Origin of the sequence: Oceanispirochaeta sp., from assembly GCF_027859075.1 — a bacterium.
In the GTDB taxonomy this organism is placed as follows: Bacteria; Spirochaetota; Spirochaetia; order DSM-2461; family DSM-2461; genus Oceanispirochaeta.
The window spans coordinates 1-23,283 of the sequence record NZ_JAQIBL010000288.1 but is presented as its reverse complement, the minus strand read 5'-3'; the positions used below and the strand labels follow the sequence as shown (position 1 = coordinate 23,283).

Below are 23,283 nucleotides of genomic sequence, written 5' to 3'. Positions count from 1 at the left end.
CGCATGAGAAAGATTCAAAGAGGGATTCTGCGGATTGCCGGGAATGGCGCAAGCCTCAGTGCAGGCAGATATTTCTTCATCTGTCAGGCCGTTTTTTTCGTTTCCGAATACGAGAGCTACATCTCCTGAGTCAGTTTCCGATGCCCGGGATGCCAGCTCCTCTGGGAGCCATGTGACCCTCTTGCGCTGCTTTCCCAGCCGTCTGGATATTCCTGCTGCCATGACCGTGCCTTTCAATGCTTCCTCAAGGGTTGCAAATCGTTTGGCCTGTTCATAGATGGATAGAGAGTGGAGAGCCATCATCTTGACCTGATCATGATCGATTCCTGACAGGTCTCCTATCAGAGACAGCCTGCTTATACCCATGTTTTCCATGCTGCGGCAGACGGCGCCAATATTCAGACTCCCTTCGGGGCGGCAGAGTACAATAATTATACGGTCAAGGAATAGTTGAGACATGAAAACATTATATAAGAAAATTCCTTCAGGTAAAGGGTGTTCAATCCGGTACATATCCAGTCCCTTTAATCTGCAATTTTATACAATACCAATTTTCGATTTCCTGATATAAGATACAAACGAGATAACAGGAGTGGGAAATGATGGTACAAAAAAATAGCCGGGCTGCCTTGATGGCTTTAACAGTGGCCGTCATTCTCTGGGGAGGATCCTTCAGTGCGATGCGGACGGTTTTGCAGGAATTGGATCCAATGTCAGTCATGTGGCTCAGGATGGTTTTTGCCTCTGTTACAATTCTTCCCTTTATATCCAGGCTGAGACCGCCGGAAGGCTGGAAGAAAGACTATAAAATTCTCATTCCAATGGTTTTGTTTCAACCCTGTCTTTATTTTCTACTCGAATCCAACGCTCTCCGTCTTACAAGCTCCTCCCAGGCTGGTGTCATCTCCTCTTTTGTCCCCCTCTTTGTATCTCTGGGAGCCTGGTTGTTTTTGAGTGAGAAGCTTCATTTAAAGGGAATTGCCGGATTGTTCCTTTCTATCAGCGGCGTTGTTGTATTGACCCTTCTGAACGGGGATGTTGAAGGGGGAAGCCGCATGATGCTGGGGAATACCATGGAAGTCGGTGCTATGATATGTGCAGCGGCCAATATGCTGATCATCAAAAAGCTTTCTTCTCGATACAATACATGGACCATGACCATGATGCAGTGTTTTGCGGGAGTCCTCTTTTTTCTGCCTGGATTGTTCAAGCTGATGGAACAGGGCTGGGTCATCAGTGGCCAGACTCTGCTCCTCCTTCTCTATCTGGGAGCTCCGGTCAGCCTGGGAGCCTTTGGACTCTATAATTTAGGTATGAGCCGCATGACTGCCTCAGGGGCTTCGGTTTTTATTAATCTGGTGCCCGTTGTTGCGGTTATTACGGGATGGGTCGTTCTGCATGAAACATTATCAGTCCTGCAGATATTCGCCTCAGCAGCTGTGCTCACGGGTGTCCTGATCAGTCAGGACAAACGGTCTTCCAGGATGAGTGAAAGAAAAGCAGGCAGCAGTGCAGGATCAAAAATCAGGCCGCTCTGGTCTTCCAGGAACTGAAGGCTCTCCTCCCGGGTAAACCCTTTCCGGTAGGGACGGTCTTCGGTAATCGCATCATAAACATCCGCCAGAGTCAGTATTCGTGCGATTCTGGGAATCTCTTTACCGGCTAATCCGTCGGGATATCCCAGGCCGTTCCATTTTTCATGATGATGGCGTACACCCAGGCGGACGTCTTCGAATCCGGGGATATCCTGTATGATTTTATCGCCTTTCAGGGGATGACTTTTAACCAAATCAAATTCATCATCCGTCAGTTTTTCCGGCTTATCCAGGATGACTTCAGGTATGCCCAGTTTTCCAATGTCATGGAGGAGGGCGCTGACACGGAGATTCTGTATCTCTTCGGTATTCATGCCTAATTCTTTTCCGATCGCTTCAGAGAGGTCGGCAACCCGTTCACTGTGACCGCCGGTCCATCGGGATTTAGCATCCACACTGCGGGTCAGGGCAAGCAGAATACCCCGGGACATCTTTTCCTGCTGTTCAACCTCCTGCATGCTGCGCAGAGCCACACCAGCCTGATCGGCAAGCATTCCCAGAGCTTCCCTGTCCTGGTCTGTAAAATCATCTAGGCTGATCATAAAGGTGGCGACCCGTTCCTCATTATGGAGAATGGGAATGGCCACTAATTTATTTCTTAAAAGATCAGGCGGAAATAAATCACTGTGATCTTTAAGATAACTTTTATCCAGCTCCTGTGCATCGTTATCTGCATGAAAGAAAAAATCAGGAAGTACATCATAGGGGAAGACCTGACCTTCCAAATCTTCGGTTTCAGGGACTAACGCTGTGAGAATTAAACCCTCTTCTCTATGAATAAGAACACCGACAGATGTTGAATCAAACTGCTGTGAAATATAACCGGCTACTTTTTTGAGCAGCTCTTTTCGGGATACTGATGACAGAACTGCCCGGTCAATCCTGTTCATGGTCTGCATTGTATCAAAGCGGTGCTTGAGATTCAGACTCATTTTATCCAGTGATCGGGCCAGTATGCCGATATCATCCAGGCGTCTGCTCTTAAACCGAACATCCAGATTCCCCCGGGACAGGTCCAAAGCCCGGCTGGCCAGATTTTGTATAGGTCTGGAAAGGGATTGTGCAAAGATTGAACCCAGAATGAGGGAAAAGAACAGGACCATGGCCGTAAAGGTATAAAAAGTATTTTTCTCCTGTTCCAGAAATTTTCCGATTCCCTCCCGTTCAAGAGAAAGCTGCAGTATGTAACTCAGGGAGTCTTCCGGGGATGTGAGATTCAAAAAGAAATTTTTTCTGTCTCCAATGCCCAGATACACACCGGGTTTATACATGTGTTTTTTACCCAGGGCCATATTGAGATCGGTTTTTAGTCTTGCCGGTATTATTGGAAGAGAAGGGGGACCTCCTAAGGATGATAGAGTGATCCAGTCCTGATTTGATGGATTGTAACAATAGAGATGAAGTCGGATTTTATCCTTTTGACTCTCCGGCAGCAGACTGGTGAGGGTTTCTTCCAGGTCATTTCCGATTTCCGGAATTACAATAAAGGCACTATAGAGCCAGTCTGGTTCGTCAGATTCAAGCAAATTATTAAATCTGTTTTCGACACCCTGTTGAAAGGACTTATACAACTCATAAGAGCTTAAGGCCGTAACGGCCAGGAAAGATATATAGCCCACAATAATACCGAAAAAGACAAAAAGGGATGTTATTTTTAAGAATAGTAATTTAGAACCAATACGATATTGCATAGTGCTTAATGTACTGAGTCTGGTTTTATCATGCAAGCTATTTCCGTCTTCCACCTTTTTTATATATGCGGCAGCATCAGGAATCTTACAGGATATTTCTCCCAGGTTCATCACAAGCTTCTGAAACTTTATTTTAGTCTATAATATTTTCAACTACAAATGTCTTATATGCGCAATTCGAAATATTGAATCTATATATGATGTAAAACGGTATATTGACCAAGAAATGAACGTATTGCGGAAATATGTTTACAATGATCAAAATAAAGGGCTATAATTAATGAATAAATCGAGAAACAAACTTCAGGGAGTTATCAATGAAGATCGGAACAGTGACAGAAATCAAAAACCATGAATATCGGGTCGGCCTGACACCATCCAGTGCCAAATCCTATATTGCCCATGGCCATGAAGTTTATATACAGAAGGGTGCCGGAATTGAAGCAGGATATCTCGACATTGACTATGTAAAAGAGGGGGGTCAAATCTTAGAAACCCCTCAGGATGTTTTTGCAGAAGTGGATATGATTGTGAAAGTCAAGGAACCTCAGCCCTCGGAATATCCCCTGTTTAAAAAAGGGCAGATCCTCTATACCTACCTCCACCTGGCCGCAGATCTGGAACTGACGCAGGAATTAAGGAAGACAGGCATCAAAGGCATTGCCTACGAAACCATGGAACTTCCCGACGGTAGTCTTCCCTGTTTAAAACCCATGAGTGAGATTGCGGGCCGCTTGAGCGTACAGGAAGGGGCGAAATACCTGGAAAAGGCCTTTGGCGGAAGAGGCGTCCTGCTCGGGGGAGTTCCCGGAGTCAGAAGAGGAAAGGTCGCCATTCTTGGCGGTGGTGTGGTGGGAACCAATGCCTGCAAGATGGCTGTGGGACTGGGTGCGGATGTGACTATTCTGGATATAAGTGCCCGCCGCCTGGAATATCTGGATGATATATTTGATGGTAAAATCTCAACCCTCTACAGTACTCCCCATAACATTGAGGAAGTACTGAAAGAGAGTGATCTTGTGATCGGGGCGGTGCTGGTTCATGGTGCCAAGGCTCCCAAGTTGGTCAGACGGGAACATCTCAAACTGATGAAACCCGGAGCCGTCCTGGTTGATGTGGCTGTCGATCAGGGTGGGTGTATCGAAACCACCCATCCCACGACTCATGAGAATCCGACTTTTATCATTGATGGAGTCGTACATTACTGTGTGGCCAATATGCCGGGTTCTGTACCTGTCACCTCAACAGAGGCTCTGAACAGTGTGACTCTCCCTTACGGTCTTCAAATTGCAGATAAGGGTGTCGTAAAGGCATGCCGGGAGAATGATGTTATAAAAAAAGGATTAAATCTCTATGAAGGGAAATGTGTGTATCATGAAGTAGCGGAGGCCCTTGGAATTGAATATACAGATTTGGATTCTCTTCTGAAATAAATATGACATTATTGCTCAGCGGGCATAGATTATTTTGACAAATTCCATAAAAATGTAGTCATGACTAATAAAGAAAACCAATCCGATCCTGCCGCTGCGGACAGCAGGAATCAGATTTATCCCATAGGACTGGATGTAGGCTCCACCACTGTTAAATCTGTCCTCCTGAGTCCTGACCAGAAAACTGTCTTATATCAGCGCTACGAGCGTCATAATGCCCGTCAGAGAGAGACGGCTCTCTCCATATTGAAAGATGTCTCCTGTCAATTCCCGGGTATCAGGATAAGTCCTGTTCTCTGCGGAAGCGGCTCACGTGAACTTGCCGAAGAGCTGGGAACCTCTTATCTGCAGGAAGTTGTTGCCAATTCTCTGGCGGTCCGGGAGCTCTATCCTCAAACAAGGGTCGCCGTGGAACTGGGTGGTCAGGATGCCAAAATTACTTTTTTCTATAAGGATGAACACAGCGGCAAACTTATGGCTTCAGATATGAGGATGAATGGAAGCTGTGCCGGGGGAACAGGAGCGTTCCTGGATGAAACAGCCTCAATTCTGAAATTGCAGGTGGAAGACCTGAACAGAAGCGCCGAGGCAGGGAAAACCCTCTATGATATCTCCGGCCGCTGCGGAGTCTTTGCGAAAACTGATATACAGCCTCTGCTGAATCAGGGGGTCCGGAAAGAAGATCTGGCTCTGTCCTGTTTTCACGCCGTGGCGAAACAGACTATCGGCGGTCTTGCCCAGGGTTTGGAAATTCATCCGCCCGTTCTGTTTGAGGGTGGCCCTCTCCACTTTAATCCTGAGTTGATCAATGTTTTTGCCCGTCGTCTGGATCTGAAAGAAGAGGATGTCATCATTCCTGAGAATCCGGAAATCATGATTGCCCGGGGAGCCGCCATTTCTGCATTGACAACATTTGAAAATGGACCGGTTTTTGATTTGGATACATTCATTTTGAATGAGGCTTTTGCTCATGCCGACCGGGGAGAGGCCGGTTCGGGTATACAGCCCTATTTTCAGAATGCTGAAGAACAGCAGACTTTTCAGACAAGGCATGCCCTCCCTGAGATGGCAGATTTGAAAGAACATGAAGGTGAAATACTGAATGTCTATATGGGGATTGATGCGGGCTCAACAACCTCTAAATTTGTTCTCATCGACGAGTCAGACAGCCCTATATACCGATTCTACAGCAAAAATGAGGGTGAGCCTATAAAAATTCTGCAGGAAGGGCTGCTGGACCTTAAAAAACAATGTGATGATTTAAATATAGAGCTGAATATTCTGGGTGTTGGAACTACGGGGTATGGAGAGATGCTTTTTGCCAAAGCCTTTCAGGCGGATTATCATATCGTTGAAACAGTGGCTCATGCCGAAGCGGCTCTCCGCTGTGAAGCGGATGCTTCCTTTATCCTGGATATCGGCGGACAGGATATGAAAGCCATATTTTTAAACGATGGAATTGTCACCGGAATCACACTGAATGAAGCCTGTAGTGCAGGGTGCGGATCCTTTCTTGAAAACTTTTCAGAAAATTTAAAAATCCCGGTGGAGCACATCGCCGAGAGAGCCTTTTCATCCAGAGCCCCTTCCCATCTGGGCTCCCGTTGTACCGTCTTTATGAACTCCTCGGTCATTACGGAACAGAAGAACGGCAAAACACCTGATGATATTATCGCAGGGCTCTGCTATTCGGTCATTGAGAATGTTTTTACCAAGGTTATCCGTCTGAGCAACATGAAGGCTCTGGGTTCCAGGATCATTGTTCAGGGAGGAACCTTCCGGAATGATGCCGTCTTAAGGGCTCTGGAACTATTTACAGAAGCGGAAGTGACACGGGCTCCCTGGCCGGGTGAGATGGGGGCTATAGGCATTGCCAGGCTCACAAGAAAGCATATGGAAGAGGAGGGGAATCCCCCCAGCAATTTCCTGAAATGGTCTGACCTCGAAAATTTCAGTTACACAAGAAAGAGCGGCTTGATCTGTCCGTTCTGTACCAATAGCTGCAGCCGGACTGTGATTGAATTTGCCGGGGGCAATACCTTTATAACCGGAAACCGATGTGAAAAGGGTGAAGTCCTGGGAGATCTGAAAGATCCGGATGTCAAAATACGTCTGAAAAAAATAAAATCGGAAAATAAAGACCGGAGAGATGTCTTTCGCTACAGAGAAGAAATCCTGTTTCGTCCCTATGACGGCCCTTCCTACTCCCCGGCAAAGGACATCACCATCGGGATTCCCAGAGTCCTGGATTTCTGGGAGAATTACCCCTTCTGGAATGCCCTCTTCACATCTCTCGGATTCAGAATAAAACTATCTTCAGTCAGTACCGTTCCTCTCTATGAAAGCGGTCTGGCTTCTATCCCTTCTGATACGGCCTGTTTTCCTTCTAAACTGGCCCATGGTCATATGCAGAATCTTATTGCCGCCAGGGTGGACAGGATCTTCCTTCCCTCCATGAGCCGGATGATCTCAGAGAATAAGAACATTCATTCCGAACACTCCTGTGCTGTACTCAAGGGATATCCCATGGTTCTGAATATCAGCGATGAACCCCTGGAAAAACATAATATACCCATGGATATCCCTGTGTTTCATTGGACCGATGAAAAAGCCCAGCGGGATTCCATCACGGAATTCCTGACCTTGACCTTTGCTCTGCCGGAAAAACAGATCCGCCAGGCCATAGACAAGGCCCTAGATTTTCAGGAGGACTACCGTCAGGATCTTCTGACCGCCGGGAAGAATCTTCTGGATTCTCTGGGAGAGGGTGAGTTCGCCATTGTCATGGCAGGCCGGCCTTACCACTCAGATCCTCTGATCAATCATGGCCTCTCCGACTATTTTACCCGGGAAGGACTGGCTGTTCTGCCCCTGGATGCCCTTCCGGGACTAAATGAGGTGGACCTGAGTTCCGTGAGAGCTGAGCTCACTACAAATTATCATGTCAGGATGATGTCGGCCGCCCGTATGGTGGCCCAGGATTCCCGTCTGGAATACGTCCAGATCGTCAGTTTCGGCTGCGGTCACGATGCCATCCTGACAGATGAAATTATCAGACTCCTCGGCAGGGAAGCCGATAAGAGTCCTCTTGTTCTTAAAATGGATGAATCTGAGGTAACCGGACCCCTCAACATCAGGGTAAAATCTTTTCTGGAAACCCTTCAGAGAAAGAGGAATAAGGGATTGATTCAACCCCGGGAGACAGGTAAGGCCTATGATGTCATCTTTGATAAAAAAGCCAGAGACAAGGTTATCCTGGTTCCCAATGTCTCCTGGGCCTTTACCCAGGTGGCTACTGCTTCAATCAGGCTTCAGGGGTATAAGGTAGAAGCCATGCCGATGGCAGGGAAGCTGGCCATCAGTCAGGGAAAAAAATATGTTCACAACGATATGTGTTTTCCCGCCCAGATCAACATCGGTGAATTCCTCGCGGTCCTGAAGGAGGGAACCTACCATCCCGACAACGTGGCCCTGGCTCTGGCTAAGGCCCAGTGCGATTGCCGTCTGGCTCATTATGCCACGATGGCCCGTCAGGCTCTGGATGATGCAGGATACCCCCAGATTCCCATCATCACCACCGATAAAGATACCAAGAACATGCATCCCGGCTTTACTATGAATGCCTTTTTTGAACTGAGGATGCTCTGGGGCCTGATCATGACAGATATTCTGGAAGGTCTCAGACGCAAGATAAGACCCTATGAAAAGGTTCCTGGAAGCACAAATGCCCTGTTTGAAGAGTCTGTCATGAATATATGCAACGGCTTCAGTAAGGGCATGAAAACGGTTAAGAATGCCTTTCTTGAGGCCTTGAAGGCCTTTGAGGTCATTCCCTACGATCGAAGCCGGAGAAAACCCCGTGTCTTTATGATCGGCGAGTTCCTCCTGAACTTTCACCCGGGTTCCAACAATCATATCGAGGATTATCTGGAAAAGAACGGCATGGAAGTGATCATGCCCAATCTGTTCAACAACATGCACCGGGAATATCTGCTGGAACAGGATCAGAGACGCCAATACCATGTCAGTTTTTCTTTTCTGCAGAATCTGATGACTGATATTTCAGAAAAATATATCCGGACAGTACTGAAATTCTGTGATAAGGCGGTTTCCGGGCATCCCCTGTGGGAAGAAACGGTACCCCTGCGGGTCATTGCCGACCGGTCGCAACACATCGTGGACAGGACATTCACCTCGGGAGAAGGATGGATGATTCCCGGTGAAATCCTGCACCATGCGGATCACGGGGTCCATTCTTTTCTTATTCTCCAGCCCTTCGGCTGCCTGCCCAATCATGTGACCGGCCGCGGGTTGGTGAAGAAAATCAAGAAGGAACATCCTCATATTCAGGTGCTGGCTCTGGATTACGATCCAGACACCAGTTTTGGCAATGTGGAGAACAGGCTGCAGATGCTGATCATCAATGCCAGAGAACGGGATAAAGAGCAGTACGAGGAGAATCTCCAGCAGAAACAGGAAGAGCTGCAGCCTTCATAAATTAATGGATTCTATGGCTTTTGCAGTGTTCAAGACAAAGGGAGCGTGACATAATATCCCTTCTATTCAGGGGTCATTCCAGGGGGGAATTTGAAATCGGTTCTTAAAAAAACACTGCTTCTTGGAATTCCCCTCCTCTTTGGTCAGCTGACTCATTATTTTCATCAGATTGCAGACTCGGACATGCTGGGACATTTTGGTAATAACAGCCTGGAACTGGCAGCCATCGGGATTGCCGGATTGTTAACCTGGTTGAGCTTCGGTCTGTATCAGATGGCACACGCATCACTGATCATTACGGGATTTTTCAGGAAAAAATGGTTAATAATTGAAGTAGACAGGACGGCATCATGAATCAATATCTTTATCTGGACAATGACAAAGCACTCAAGGAGTATATAGAATCCCTGAAAGATCGGAATATAGAGAGGATCTCTGTGGACCTGGAGGGGGAATTCAATCTCCATTGCTACGGAGAGCATCTCTGCCTGGTGCAGATTTTTGATGGCAGGGACTATGCTCTTATAGATCCCTTCAAGGTCAGGATCTCCCTGATCCGCGATTTGATGGAAAACCCGTCGGTTTCCAAAATTATGTATGACTGTTCCGGAGACAGAACATTGTTGTACCGAAAGTATGGCATTGCCATACTTTCCATTGAAGACCTTCTGCCTGCGGCGGAGCTGCTTGATCTGGAAAAGAGGAACCTTGGATTTGTGTTAACCCATTTTCTGGGTGTACAGCCCAAGGCCAAGAAAAAGTTTCAGCAGTACAACTGGATGAACCGGCCCATTCACCCTGAGGCGTTGGAATATGCCCTGGATGATGTCAAATACCTTTTTGATCTCAAAACTGCCCTGCTCAAAGAAGTCGAAGCGGCAGGTCTGCTTGAGGAATACAAAACCAAAAACATTGAGGCTCAGACCAGGGAAATCTCTCTGACACCCATCCCGGGAGTGTATCGAAAGAACCGTTTTAAGAAGATGCCCTCCTGGAGCCAATCTCTCTTCAAGGAGCTCTTTGAGTTGCGGGAGGGTTATGCGGAGGAGCTGAATATGCCTCCCAATTCTGTCGTCTCCAATGAAAACATTTTCGGTCTTTCACAGGCACTTTTAACCCCGGGAGAAATACGGTTTTCCGGAAGAGTTCCCCGGAGCACATCCGCAAAGCTGGTCACAGAATTAAAGTCTGTTATGACAGCTTTGAATCAGGGAGGATGATTTTCAGGCTCAAAACCAGTATTCATATACTCTTTTTTACCATAGAGACCTTTTTGTCTGTACATTTTGTTCTTCCGATGTTAAGTTCTGCCTTCACATCTGTTAAATTCCGGTCGGAAAAGATTTTAAATATATTTACAATGCCTGGACTGGAGCATTAAGATGCGGGCATGTTCAGGAGATTTATGACATTTACTCAATTAGGGCTTAGAGAAGAAATTCTTAGAGCAGTTCAAGACAAGGGATACAAAGAAACCACTCCCATTCAGGCACAGGCCATACCGGCCATTCAACAAAACAGGGATGTACTCGGAGGAGCACAGACAGGAACCGGTAAAACAGCGGCCTTTGCCTTACCACTTTTAGACAGACTCAGCCAAAGAGAGAGCAGGGATAAGCATCCCAGAGTTCTCGTTATAACACCCACAAGAGAGCTCGCTGAGCAGGTGGGAGAAAGCTTCCGGAATTACGGAAAGTATCTTTCCCTTAAGACGGCCACCGTTTATGGTGGTGTTAAAATCAATCCCCAGATTGGTGTTCTCAGAAAAGGAATTGATATCCTGGTGGCTACACCGGGTAGACTTCTAGATCATTTAAGTCAGAAAACATTGAGTCTCAAGAATATCGAAACACTTGTTCTTGATGAGGCAGATAGAATGCTCGACATGGGTTTCATCAACGATATCAAGAAGGTCATGAAACATCTTCCCGCTCAAAGGCAGAATCTGCTGTTTTCCGCCACCTATAGCAACGACATCCGGAAATTATCCGAGGGCATCCTGAAAAATCCCGTTTCCGTAGAGGTAGCGACAAGGAATATGGCTGCAGAGATGGTCGAACAATCGGTTTATAAAATTGAAAAAAGACAGAAACGGTATCTTTTGACACACCTCATTAAGGATGAGTCCTGGTATCAGGTTCTGGTTTTTGTAAAGACAAAGCACGGTGCCAACCGTCTTGCCAAACAGCTCTCCAGTGACGGGATTACAACCTCCGCCATTCATGGCGACAAGAGTCAGAACGCCAGACTCAGAGCCCTGGACAGTTTTAAAAAGGGAGACTTGCAGGCTTTGGTTGCCACTGATGTGGCCGCTAGAGGAATCCACCTGGAGGGACTGAGTCATGTGGTTAATTTTGATCTTCCACAGCAGCCCGAGGATTATGTTCACCGGATTGGAAGAACCGGCCGGGCCGGAAAATCCGGTGCCGGTATCTCTCTCGTCTCATCAGATGAAAAAGGAATGCTTCAGAGGATCGAAGGTCTTCTCAAAAAGAGCATTCGTGTGAACAGAAGTGCCAGTTTTGTTCCTGAAGTATTGGCTCCGATTCAGGGTTCTAATTCCAGACCCCCCCGTGGCCCCAGACAGGAGTCAGGAAGGAATTATTATCCCTCCTCAGGCTCCTCTCAGAATCAAGGTCAGAACAGATCCCGGAAACCCGGAAGAAGTCAGTTCTCAAGATAATACAAAAAGTTCATAATTTATCCCAATGAAGCCGTGTCAGACAATGTTATGATTCACTTCATCAAGAGGATTAAATGAAAACATATTGCATTGCCTGCGGCGTATTCCGAAAAGACCTTGAACAGATCATACCCTCCCTACCGGAAAAACCAGAACTGGTCTATCTGGAAGGAGGGCTTCATGCAGAACCCGATCTCCTGAGAAAGGAGCTGCAGAAAGCCATTGATCTGGTTCCTGACGGATATGACCGGGTGGTGCTGATGTACGGAGTCTGCGGCAAAGGTATTGTCGGACTTCATTCACGCCACACATTGATCATCCCCCGAGTTCATGACTGCATCAGTCTCTTCCTGGGGGGAACCAGAGAATACAAAAAACAATTTTCACACAAACCCGGAACATACTATATTTCAGCCGGTTGGTACGAAGAACAGGTTCAGCCCCGAGGCGGTAAGAAAAAGAACCCTGCAGAAATGCCTGCGGAATATGCTGATACCCTGGATAAGGATGTTCTTCGGGATCGATTCGGTGCCGATAATTCAGAGGCTGTGATTGATTTTTTTGACGCCTGGAAGAAAAATTACTCCAGAGCCGTCTTTATTGACACCGGCAGCGGAGACAAACAGAAATATGCCGACTATGCTCAATCCATGGCAGAGGAAAACAATTGGGAATATACCCGCTTAGAGGGTTCTCAAAACCTTATCCTTCAATGCTTTATGCCTCATCCTGAGCAGGGTGCCGATGATGTCCTTATCGTTCCGCCTGGCCGGGAGATTATTTTTGAACCTGCATCGGGACTGATCAATTTTGCCTCGGGTATCAAGGATGAACAGAAAGGCGGCAAACGCAGTCTTGTGTTCACAAACCAGAGCGGGAACCACCGTGAACCTGAGAAGAAAAGACAGACGACTCTGGGTCTGGGTATCGATGCCGGAGGAACCTATACAGATGCTGTGCTCTTTGATTTTAGTCAACAGAAAGTACTCAGCCGATCCAAAGCACTGACAACTAAGTGGAAATATTCCGACGGAATCATGAATGCCGTCCGTCAACTCCCGGCAGATACACTTGAAATGGTTGATCTCGTTTCTCTCTCTACCACCCTGGTGACCAATGCCATCGTCGAATCCAATACCTATCCTGTCGGTCTGTTTTTGATGCCCCTGGGAAATACCGATCTCGAAAAAATGAGTCATTCACCCAGTGTGGTCATCAAGGGACGGACCACCATCGAAGGTCTTGTTTCCCAGGAAATAGATGTAGAGGAAATTAAAATACAGGCACAGAAGATGATCCAGAAGCAGGGAGTTCGGGCTTTCGCAGTTTCAGGTTATGGTGCTTCCATTAATCCGGCCCTGGAACTTCAGGTCAAGGCTGTTCTGAGAGAGAGCACAGGTCTGAATGTCTGCTGCGGTCATGAACTTTCGGGAACTTTGAATTTTTATGTCCGGGCTCATACTGCCGTACTCAACACCGGGGTTATTCCCATCATGGAAGAGTTTCTGGATGAGATGAAAATAGCCCTGGAAGAGGTTTCAGTGAAGGCTCCCTGTCTGGTTGTCAAAGGGGACGGATCTGTCATGACGGGAGCCTATGCCAGCGAGTTCCCCCTTCAGACTGCCCTGTCCGGGCCGGCGGCCAGCATGGCGGGAGCCCGGTTTTTGACGGGATTGGATGAGGCCCTGGTTATCGATGTAGGGGGAACCACATCGGATATCGGTTTTCTCGAGGGCGGGGAGGTCTCTGTCTGCGAAGACGGGGCTTCTATCGGTTCCTGGAGGACCCATGTCAAGGCCGTCAATATGCTGACTACCGGACTGGGAGGAGATAGTGCCCTGGTATTTGATCGGCAGCTCTGGAGCATCGGTCCCGGCAGGATTACTCCCTTTTCCTGGCTGAACTCAAAATATGATTTGAAGGAAAGTCTCGAAAAAGCGGCTGAACTAAGCAGGACAGATGAATCCTCCATTCCTCTCCAATGGCTTTTTAAAACAGAAAAGGAAGCTGATTTTCCTCTGACCCGACAGGAGGAGGCTCTCCTGAATATATTGAGGAAAGGACCGGCCCTGATCTCCCGGATAAGCGGGGAGCTCTGTCATGGTGTATGGAAACTACTTAAATCAGAAAGACTCGAAAAATCATACTGCATTCAAAGAGCCGGACTGACTCCTACCGATCTGTATCATCTGCAGGGACGTCTGAGTTTGTGGCCGGGAGATGAGATTGCTCAATACTTTCATCTGATCCTCACACTGCAGAAAGAATCCTCCGAGACAGTGATGACGACTCTGATGCAGGATATAAAACATCAGCTGGGCCTTGCTCTCCTGGAAAAGATTTTCCCTGAAGCAGCAGGTTCTCCCGAGATCTTCAGACCCATTCTGGAAAAGGGGAATTCCCGCCTGTCTCTGACACCTACCCTTACAGCATCTGTTGTCGGATTAGGGGCTCCTGCCGCTCTGGTTCTGTCTGAGGCCGTGGAGATGCTGGGAGGAACACTGATACTGCCTGAGCATGGTGATGTTGCCAACGCTCTGGGGGCCATTACGAGCAAGGTTCAGGTCAGCAGTACCGCCCAGATTATACCAACCTCGGAAGGTTTGTTCAGAATCATAGGAATGGAAGGTTTTGAGGATTTTGAGACATTGGATACGGCCGAAGAAGCCTGTCTTCATGGATTGTCAGAGCAGACCCGGGGGATCGGGAGAAAGGCCGGGACAGGAGAACAGAGGGTGACCATCCATATTGAAGACAAAACTGCTGAATCTGCCGGTGGTGATATTCTGTTTCTGGAGAGACTGTTTAGATCTTTTCTGAAAGGGGCTCCCGATCTGATCTAAAATAATCTGATCAGAAGCGCGATTTTACTCCTCATTTTTATTTTCTTTTTCTCCTATCGTGCCCAGGTGGGTGTCTTTGAAACCACTGGGATGTTTTAACCCGTATCCAAAGACTCTATCCATTGATGAATGGGCAAAGATGATCAGACCCGCCAGGGCTATATAGGGGCTTGCCAGCAGAATGCCGCAGATGTAGAGGATGACCGCTATGCCCCGGTGATGAATGAAATTGTAAAGATAGGCACCGGTCTCGGCATTGATCATATATCCCAAAATGCTGATATCCGGAATGAACAGGAGCAGCGGATAGACCCACCAGGGGAAGGGGAGAAGGGAAAAAAGGTAAATCGTTAAAATAAAAAGACCTAATTCTTCCATTCGCAATAAAAGGTCCATTGATCTGCTTTTCATATCAGCCTCCTCAATCTTTATCACAGTGGATATACCTTAAGTTTAATGGATTTATAGTACAAAAGGTTATTATTTAAAAAAAAGTCCTTGACCAAAGGGGACTCTCCTATTGAATATAGAGAGATAATTTAATTTAGGAAGATTTATAAAGGTTTATCTCTCATGGGTGAATGTGAATTTATAGAAAAATGTCTGTTTTTTAACAACAAACTGAATAACAAATCGGAAAAAATAGAAGAAATGAAGGTGCAGTACTGTCAGTCTAATAATCTGAACTGTGCCCGTTATATGGTGGCGAATGCTCTTGGTAAAGAGATGATGCCTGAGAAACTGTTTCCTCATGAAAAACTGCGGGCCTATCTGGTCATCGCCGAAAATGGCTAAAATCTTTTATTAAACATCTTTGATGCTTCTCTGGTTATGGCTTTGCCGTGTCCAAAGAATACCATATCAAAGTCTCGGTTTCCCAGATCTTTTAAGGTCCTGTATCCCTGTTCTTCGTCTTCAAACAGCATCGGGTAGCCCGGTCTTATTCCTCCTGTGGCAACATCACCGGCTATAAGAACTTTCTGCTCATCCTGGAAAAGATAGCAGACATGTCCTGCCGTGTGACCGGGACTATGGATCACAGTGATGTCCACCCCCAGGGACAGGACATCACCATCCTTAAGCCTGACCTCAACCTTCGTTCCTTCAATTCGCTTCTTCCAGTCTCCCTTTAAAATCCTGGGAACCGCAATGCGGCTTAACAGGCTGGGAGTCGGAACACAGAATCTCATTGTAATCCCCTGTTCTATCGCATCAGCTTCCAGTTCATGGGCATAGACCCGGGAGCCTGTTTTTTCTTTGAGAGCATGCAGGCTTCCTACATGATCACGATGGAGCTGGGTAATGAGAATATGCTTCAATTTTGATGAATCTAGACCTGCCCGGTCAATGGCCTCAAGAATAGCATCGGCTTTTCCTTCAATGCCTGTGTCGATCAAGACTAGATTGTCCCCGGCTTGTATGATGTAGGCTTTCACAAAACCCATAGGCACTTCATAGAGGCGGTCAGTTCTTTTTATCAATTTCATTTTTTCTACCCCTTTATTAGTCTTTATGATTCATTCTTATACCAGTATAGGATACAGCGCCTGGTGTTGACAGAAAAATAAACTTCTCCTACCGTGGGAGGGTTATGAAAAAAATATTGACCGTTACCCTTAATCCTGCCATTGATTACACGATTGAAGTTTCAGATTTTTCCATCGACTCGGTGAACAGGGCTTCTGCGGGCAGGCGGGATCCCGGAGGAAAAGGGATCAATGCGGCCACCGCGCTTTCTCAGGGTGGATTCGAAACCCATGTTTGCGGATTTCTAGGAAATGATAACAAGCAGATCTTTTGTGACCACTTTAAGGTCCATGCCCTGGAAGATCATTTTCACACTGTGGATGGTTCTACCCGGGAAGGGATTAAAATAGTAGATCCGAAAAACAGTATTACCACTGATATCAATTTTAATGGTTTCACTTTGACAGAGGGTGAGATCGGGAGTTTTATGTCCCGGTTTCGGGAGCTTGTGAAGGGATTCGATTATGTGATCATCTCGGGCAGCCTGCCTTCCGGTCTATCAACCAGGGTTTATGCTGACATGGCTCTTGATGCCAGGAATGCGGGTGCCTTTGTGGCAGTGGATACCAGCGGACAAGCTTTAAAATATGCCATCGAATCCGGATGTGTTGATCTGATTAAACCCAACCTGGAGGAATTGTCTGAAATCTTCATTGAAGTGCAGGATGGGGAGGATAAAGTTCATGAGGTTGACTTACTGAGCGAAACACTCCTTGAAAAGGTGGGCATGATCGCCCTTTCTCTGGGAAAGGGGGGAAGCCGGCTCTACACGCGTAAGGGCCGTTATCAGGCGTCTGCGCCCCCTGTCAATGTCAAGAGTACCGTGGGGGGAGGAGACACGTTTTTAGCCGGATTTATCGGAGGATTAGCTTCCGGTCAGGATCTACCGGGAGCCCTTCGACAGGCCGCCAGCTGGGCGGCTTCCAAGCTGACCATTTATGGACCGGGTTTATCAAAAGAGGACGCATGGGGAAAATTTATGGACCAGATAGTGGTCACCGAGTTCTGATTTTATGATATATTTCCATCATGGAAACTGAAGATAGTCATAAATTTCTCATAGAGCTGGCCAATACAAAAATGCCCTTCGGCAAATATGCGGGACGGTATCTGGTAGATCTTCCTGAGGCCTACATTTTATACTTCAAAACGAAAGGCTTCCCCAAGGGAAAATTGGGGCTGCAGCTGGAGTCTCTTCTGGAGATTAAGTTAAACGGTTTGGAAGGTTTAATCCGGAAAATTAGATAGATCCATGATCAGTATCCTCATGGGGATCTATCTCCCATAAAAAGAGTCTCTGAGAGAAGGACCATCAATAACTGAAGTTGGTGAAATCTTGCCTTAGTAAATTCTTTCTAAAAACAGCCGGAGTGCAGTTTTTAAGCTTCTTAAAGCACCTGATATAGTAATTTACGCTGGAAAACCCGCTTTCTTCTGCTATCTTGAAAAGAGGAAGACGACTGTCTTTCAAGAGTTCAACAGAACGGTTTATTCTAAAGTAATTCAGGTATTCGACTGGAGTCATATGTACCGTTTCTTTGAAGATTCTTGAAAAATGGGCACAGCTAAACCCTGTAATGGCGGTCATTTCCTGTAGAGGTATCTCTTTACTGTAATTGCCGTGTAGAAAGCGCAGTACTTCTTTGATGGATTCAGACCTGGTGCGCACTGGATTTATGATCACATCAGAACACTCCTTCTCTCTCATTATATTGAGAAGAAGGAAGATTTCCAGGAGATGAATCTTGATTTGCATTTCAAAGAAAATCTCCTTTTTCCAGTACAGCCTATGGATGGAATGTAAATGCTCAAGGATGGCTATTTCATTTTCATCCTTCCCTTTAATAACCGGTTCTCTGTATTTCAATTCTCTGATCACAGAATCGAGATACTTGGATTGTACAATATCATTTCCGGCACTTTCGATCAGACTTGAGCTGAATACAGAAGCTTCAAAGCTGCAGTGTTTGCCCGGGATTGTTCTTCCACTGTGAAGAATGCCTCCTGATATTATAAGAGCCTCCCCCTCATTGATTCTGTAAAATTGCTCTCCCAGATGGAACATTCCCGATCCCTTGTTGACGAGGAGAAACTCAATTTCAGAGTGCCAGTGGCAGTCCAGGATGACCTCGTCTTCATCAAATTCCATCTTATATGCCGCATATGGAAAAAGGATGGAACCATGTTTTCTTGCTTCCAGATTGAAAAAAGTATTCATAATTAATTATATATATCATAATTGTGCTATTTAATAGCATTTTATGACGACAAATATCAATTATTTGAGAATATAATTCTTTTATCTCTGTTTAAGGACGGTTATTAATGAAATTTTCAAATGGTTTCTGGTTACTCCAGGATGATGTGACTCTAATAAGCCCCATGGAAGCGCGGGACATTAGAATAAAGGATGATAAAATGACCCTTTTTGCTCCGGCAAAAAAGATTGAAAACAGAGGAGATACTCTGAATCTGCCACAGCTGACAGTAGAACTCAGTTCTCCTCGTCGTAATATTATTAAAGTGAAAATGTACCACCATGCCGGAGGCATAAACGCCTTTCCAGAATTTCAGATTAACCCATCTGAAGACAATGAGGTCGTCGCTGATTCCTCAGATAAATCTGTTTCCTTTCGTTCGGGAGATCTTCAGTTTGACATAAAGGATCGTAAGGTATGGAGAAGTGAATTCTCCTTCAAGGGTAAAGCTTTGACAGGTAGTCAGAAAAAATCTGCAGGATTTATTAAAAAAGATGATGGTTCCGTATATTGCCGGGAGCAGCTGGACCTGGATGTGGGTGAAACTCTCTATGGATTGGGAGAAAGATTCACTCCCTTTGTTAAAAATGGTCAGGTTGTGGATATCTGGAATGAAGACGGTGGAACAAGCAGTGAACAGTCATATAAAAATATACCATTCTATCTTTCCAGCAAAGGGTATGGAGTTCTCGTTAATCATCCGGGGAAGGTTTCTTTTGAACTGGCCTCCGAAGCTGTTTCCAAAGCGCAGTTCAGTGTCCCCGGGGAGAGTCTGGAATATTATCTGATTGGTGGGGACAATCTTAAAGAAGTGCTTTCCAATTATGGTGCCTTAACAGGGAAACCTTCACTTCCTCCCGCCTGGTCTTTCGGTCTATGGCTGACAACGTCATTCACGACATCTTATGATGAATCAACGGTCAACTCCTTTATTGATGGTATGGCAGAACGGGATATTCCTCTCCAGGTTTTTCACTTTGACAGTTTCTGGATGAAGGAATTCCAATGGTGTGATTTTAAATGGGATCCGGAAATATTCCCCGATCCTAAAGGAATGCTGGCCAGATTAAAAGAGAAAGGCTTGAAAAGCTGCCTGTGGATCAATTCATATATAGCCCAAAAGTCTGCCCTTTTTGATGAGGGAAAAGAGAAGGGATATCTTGTAAAACGCCCGGATGGTTCTGTCTGGCAGTGGGATATGTGGCAGGCTGGAATGGCATTGGTGGATTTTACAAATCCTGATGCGACACTCTGGTTTCAGAGCAAACTGAGACCACTTCTTGAACAGGGTGTCGATTGTTTCAAAACAGACTTTGCCGAAAGAATCCCTCTGGATATCTGCTATTTCGATGGCTCTGATCCTCAAAGAATGCACAATTATTATACTCAGCTGTTCAATAAAGCTGTTTACGATCTGCTTCTGGAATTCCGGGGACAGGGAGACGCTATGGTTTTCGCCCGTTCTGCAACGGTAGGAGGACAGCAGTTCCCAGTCCACTGGGGAGGAGACTGCAGTGCCAGCTATACATCAATGGCAGAATCTCTGAGAGGAGGACTGTCTCTTTGTCTTTCCGGATTTGGATTTTGGAGCCACGATATCGGAGGATTCGAACAGACTGCCACTCCCGATCTGTATAAAAGGTGGGCGGCCTTCGGACTTCTGTCAACTCACAGCCGTCTCCATGGCAGCGAGTCTTATAGAGTTCCATGGAACTTTGATGATGAGGCTTGCGATGTTCTCCGTTTTTTTACCAAACTGAAGAACACTCTTATGCCCTATTTATATAACATGGCCTGTACCACTTCAGAAACAGCTGTTCCTATGATGCGAGCTATGGTACTTGAATATCCCGAAGATCCGGCATGCGCCTATCTGGACACTCAATATATGTTGGGAGACAGCCTGCTGGTGGCTCCCATATTTAATGACAGGGGAGAATCCAGTTATTATCTTCCTCAGGGGCCGTGGTTCAATCTGATAGACGGAAGATGTATGTTCGGGGGCCGGTGGATTGCCGAGACTCATGATTATATGAGTATTCCTCTCTTTGCTCCCTCAGGAAGTATTATTCCCCGTGGGAGTTGCGATAATAAGGCCGATTATGAATATTCTCAGGGAGTACGCTTCGATATCTATAATATTGAAGAGGGGCAGAATCTCACCAGTACAGTCCGGAACATCAAGGGTGAGATTGATTTAACCATTGATGTTATGAGAAGCAACAACGAGTTGTTCATCAGGGCTGAAGGAAATGTAGAGAACTGGTCTGTGAGGTTGTTTTCAACAGATTCGGAATCGGCAACTATCAACATCGATGGTTCAGGCCGCAGAGAAATAAAATTCAGCCTTAAATAATTCATAAATCAGCCGGCACTATAGCACCGGCTGATTTATTCTATGAGTTCAGAATTCGCTATGACCAGCCTTCCAGCTTCAAAGAAGTCCAAGAATTTACCCTAAACTGATTATGAAAGTCCATTCAAATCTGGAGTATCCGAGTTTAAAATTAAATCTATTAGAAAGTTAAGTCCCCATAATATCTGGAGTACAGGTGAGAACAATTGATATTGCCGAAAATGGCATATACATGAATTTTGAGATCTCTGAGAATAAACGCATCAGGCTGCTTCATTTTGCAGCGACACCACTCTCAACACCTGACCTGACAGAATATGAAAATAGTGGATTTCGTCTCCTCGAACTAGCTTTATCCGGATATGACCGTCCTGAAGAACGGCATGGTCTAAAATACACAGTCACTTCACCGGGATACAGACTCGAATACTCAGGGTACAAAGATTACAGAACTGATGCGGGTCGTAAGATTGAGATATTCTCTGAGGATGAGGAAAGCGGGATTTACGTTAGCTCTCATTATCAGTTTTATGATGGGATCTCTGTCATCCGCTGTTCCTCGACCGTAGAAAACAAGGGATCTGAGTCCCAATGCCTGGAATATATTTCCTCCTTTAATCTGAATGGCATTGAAAAAGAGGGCCTTCTGAAGGCCGATGAAAAAATGCGCCTCATGATTCCCCATAACTCCTGGCAGAGAGAATTTCAGTGGAAGTCCTACAGTCTTGATGATCTGGGCATGGCCCAGTGTCAGCCCGATTTGAAACAGCGCTCATCCAAAGCGGTTCATATTAGCAATACAGGAAACTGGTCAACAAAAGAATTTCTTCCCATGGGATATCTGGAAAATACAGAAACCGGGGGTAGTTTGTTCTGGCAGATAGAGCACAACGGTTCCTGGCATTGGGAAATCAGTGATCAAACAGGTCACTTATATCTTCAGTTGAGTGGTCCCTCAGAGAATGAATCCCATTGGTTTAAAAACCTTCATTCAGGAGAGAAATTTGTGTCCGTTCCCGCGGTAGTCGGTGTTAGTTGCAAAGGCTTTGATGAATCCATGGGAGAACTCACAAACTACAGACGAGCGATCAGAAGAAGGAATCCCGACAACGAGAAACTCGGCATCATATTCAATGATTATATGAACTGCCTCTGGGCGGACCCGACAACCGAAAAAGAGATGCCTCTCATTGCAGCTGCTGCAGACTTAGGATGTGAATATTATTGCATCGATGCTGGTTGGTATGATGAGGGAGACTGGTGGGACAGTGTGGGAGAATGGCAGCCCTCAGATGAAAGATTTCCCGGGGGTATAAAAGAAGTCATAGATTTTATCCGTTCCAAGGGAATGATTCCCGGCTTATGGCTTGAACTTGAAGTGATGGGAATTCACTGTAAGAAAGCAAAAGAAGTTTCTGCTGACTGGTTTTTTCACCGGCATGGGAAGAAAGTATACGACCGGAGCCGGTTCCAGCTTGATTTCAGAAATCCCGAAGTCAGGGAGTATGCCAGCAGCGTCATCCGCCGTCTTGTTGAAGAATACGGGGTGGGCTATATAAAGATGGATTATAACATCGAGCCTGGAATAGGTACTGAAATCAATGCAGACAGTGTGGGTGACGGACTTCTGGAACATGAAAGAGCTTATCTGGGCTGGTTGGACAGCCTTTTTGTAAAATATCCGGAACTGATAATTGAAAACTGTTCCAGCGGTGGATTGAGAATTGATTATGCTCTTTTGAGCAGGCTAAGCATACAGTCAACAAGTGATCAGGAAGATTTCCTCAGATATGCAACGATTGCTGCCAACTCCCCTACCGGGGTAACACCGGAGCAGGCTGCGGTCTGGTCCTATCCCCTGGTGCCGGGAGATGATGAAGAGGTGATATTCAATATGGTGAATGCTCTTCTTTTAAGAGTACATCAAAGCGGTAATATTCTGAATCTTGATCAGAAGGGGAAAGACCTGGTCAAGGAAGCCCTGGATTATTACAAAAACATACGTCCGGCAATTAAAGAGGCACTGCCTTTCTGGCCCCTGGGACTATCCTCATTTCATGACACATGGACTTGTCTCGGTTTAAAGACAGGGGATGTCAGTTATGTGGCTGTCTGGAAAAGAGACGCCGGGGAGGACCGCTGCCTGCTGCCTCTCGAACACCTGAAAGGGAAGGAGCAGATTGTCCGTTGTGTCTATCCTGCTGATGGGGATTGCCGTTTCAGTTGGAACAGTGGAATGGGAACATTGAGTGTTGAGCTTCCCGGGATTTATTCTGCCAGATTATTTGAAATACGAAGTAAAAGTTGAGGATTGGATGAGGAAAGAGCGGAAACATAACTTGCAGACTCTAGAAACAAGTCTTTTCGCCCTGCCGGCTGTTTTGCTGGTTGTGCTAATGA

General features: G+C 46.2%; 17 protein-coding genes. 12 read left to right on the top strand and 5 right to left on the bottom strand.

Annotated elements, in window-relative coordinates:
• On the bottom strand, positions 1–459 hold a 459-nt coding region (locus tag PF479_RS15985), incomplete at its 3' end, for an RNA methyltransferase (protein WP_298008513.1).
• 140 nt (positions 460–599) lie between these two features.
• Here PF479_RS15985 and PF479_RS15980 point away from each other — a divergent pair.
• Positions 600–1,553 carry a DMT family transporter gene (locus PF479_RS15980; RefSeq protein ID WP_298008510.1) on the top strand — a complete coding sequence of 318 codons (954 nt, stop codon included), beginning with the start codon at positions 600–602 and terminating at the stop codon, positions 1,551–1,553.
• On the opposite strand, the gene PF479_RS15975 is transcribed toward PF479_RS15980, so the two are convergent.
• Entirely contained in the window at positions 1,463–3,397 is a 1,935-nt protein-coding gene (locus tag PF479_RS15975) for an HD domain-containing phosphohydrolase (protein WP_298008506.1), read from the bottom strand. The genes PF479_RS15980 and PF479_RS15975 overlap by 91 nt on opposite strands.
• Positions 3,398–3,603: 206 nt before the next feature.
• Here PF479_RS15975 and ald point away from each other — a divergent pair, with 206 nt between their 5' ends.
• The 6 genes from ald to PF479_RS15945 all read left to right on the top strand — a co-directional run bounded on the left by ald (position 3,604) and on the right by PF479_RS15945 (position 14,742).
• Entirely contained in the window at positions 3,604–4,719 is a 1,116-nt protein-coding gene (gene ald / locus PF479_RS15970) for an alanine dehydrogenase (protein WP_298008503.1), read from the top strand.
• 60 nt (positions 4,720–4,779) lie between these two features.
• Positions 4,780–9,216 (top strand): acyl-CoA dehydratase activase, encoded by a 4,437-nt coding sequence (locus PF479_RS15965; protein WP_298008500.1) that lies wholly within the window; start codon positions 4,780–4,782, stop codon positions 9,214–9,216.
• Between the two features lie 90 nt (positions 9,217–9,306).
• A complete protein-coding gene (locus PF479_RS15960; RefSeq protein WP_298008498.1) occupies positions 9,307–9,570 on the top strand; it encodes a hypothetical protein in 264 nt (87 codons plus the stop codon).
• A complete protein-coding gene (locus tag PF479_RS15955) occupies positions 9,567–10,436 on the top strand; it encodes a 3'-5' exonuclease (protein WP_298008495.1) in 870 nt (289 codons plus the stop codon). The genes PF479_RS15960 and PF479_RS15955 overlap by 4 nt, the downstream gene beginning before the upstream one ends.
• 185 nt (positions 10,437–10,621) lie before the next feature.
• Positions 10,622–11,899 carry a DEAD/DEAH box helicase gene (locus PF479_RS15950; RefSeq protein WP_298008492.1) on the top strand — a complete coding sequence of 426 codons (1,278 nt, stop codon included), beginning with the start codon at positions 10,622–10,624 and terminating at the stop codon, positions 11,897–11,899.
• Between the two features lie 74 nt (positions 11,900–11,973).
• On the top strand, positions 11,974–14,742 hold the full coding sequence (locus tag PF479_RS15945; RefSeq protein WP_298008489.1) for a DUF1638 domain-containing protein: 2,769 nt from the start codon (positions 11,974–11,976) through the stop codon (positions 14,740–14,742).
• A 24-nt stretch (positions 14,743–14,766) separates the two neighbouring features.
• Here PF479_RS15945 and PF479_RS15940 read toward each other — a convergent pair whose 3' ends face one another.
• On the bottom strand, positions 14,767–15,153 hold the full coding sequence (locus PF479_RS15940; protein WP_298008486.1) for a DUF4260 domain-containing protein: 387 nt from the start codon (positions 15,151–15,153) through the stop codon (positions 14,767–14,769).
• A 162-nt stretch (positions 15,154–15,315) separates the two neighbouring features.
• On the opposite strand from PF479_RS15940, the gene PF479_RS15935 reads away from it, so the two are divergent.
• Complete coding sequence (locus PF479_RS15935; RefSeq protein ID WP_298008483.1) at positions 15,316–15,537, top strand: hypothetical protein; 222 nt, start codon at positions 15,316–15,318, stop codon at positions 15,535–15,537.
• On the opposite strand, the gene PF479_RS15930 is transcribed toward PF479_RS15935, so the two are convergent.
• Positions 15,534–16,229, bottom strand: coding sequence for an MBL fold metallo-hydrolase (locus PF479_RS15930; RefSeq protein WP_298008480.1), 696 nt, complete (start codon positions 16,227–16,229; stop codon positions 15,534–15,536). The two genes, PF479_RS15935 and PF479_RS15930, sit on opposite strands and share 4 nt — an antisense overlap.
• A 104-nt stretch (positions 16,230–16,333) precedes the next feature.
• On the opposite strand from PF479_RS15930, the gene PF479_RS15925 reads away from it, so the two are divergent.
• Positions 16,334–17,278, top strand: coding sequence for a 1-phosphofructokinase family hexose kinase (locus PF479_RS15925; protein WP_298008477.1), 945 nt, complete (start codon positions 16,334–16,336; stop codon positions 17,276–17,278).
• A gap of 20 nt (positions 17,279–17,298) precedes the next feature.
• A complete protein-coding gene (locus PF479_RS15920; RefSeq protein WP_298008472.1) occupies positions 17,299–17,517 on the top strand; it encodes a DUF3820 family protein in 219 nt (72 codons plus the stop codon).
• 64 nt (positions 17,518–17,581) lie between these two features.
• Here PF479_RS15920 and PF479_RS15915 read toward each other — a convergent pair whose 3' ends face one another.
• Positions 17,582–18,487 (bottom strand): AraC family transcriptional regulator, encoded by a 906-nt coding sequence (locus tag PF479_RS15915; protein WP_298008469.1) that lies wholly within the window; start codon positions 18,485–18,487, stop codon positions 17,582–17,584.
• Between the two features lie 107 nt (positions 18,488–18,594).
• Here PF479_RS15915 and yicI point away from each other — a divergent pair, with 107 nt between their 5' ends.
• Complete coding sequence (gene yicI, locus PF479_RS15910) at positions 18,595–20,883, top strand: alpha-xylosidase (RefSeq protein ID WP_298008465.1); 2,289 nt, start codon at positions 18,595–18,597, stop codon at positions 20,881–20,883.
• A gap of 196 nt (positions 20,884–21,079) precedes the next feature.
• A complete protein-coding gene (locus PF479_RS15905; RefSeq protein ID WP_298008462.1) occupies positions 21,080–23,191 on the top strand; it encodes a glycoside hydrolase family 36 protein in 2,112 nt (703 codons plus the stop codon).
• Positions 23,192–23,283 lie beyond the last annotated feature (92 nt).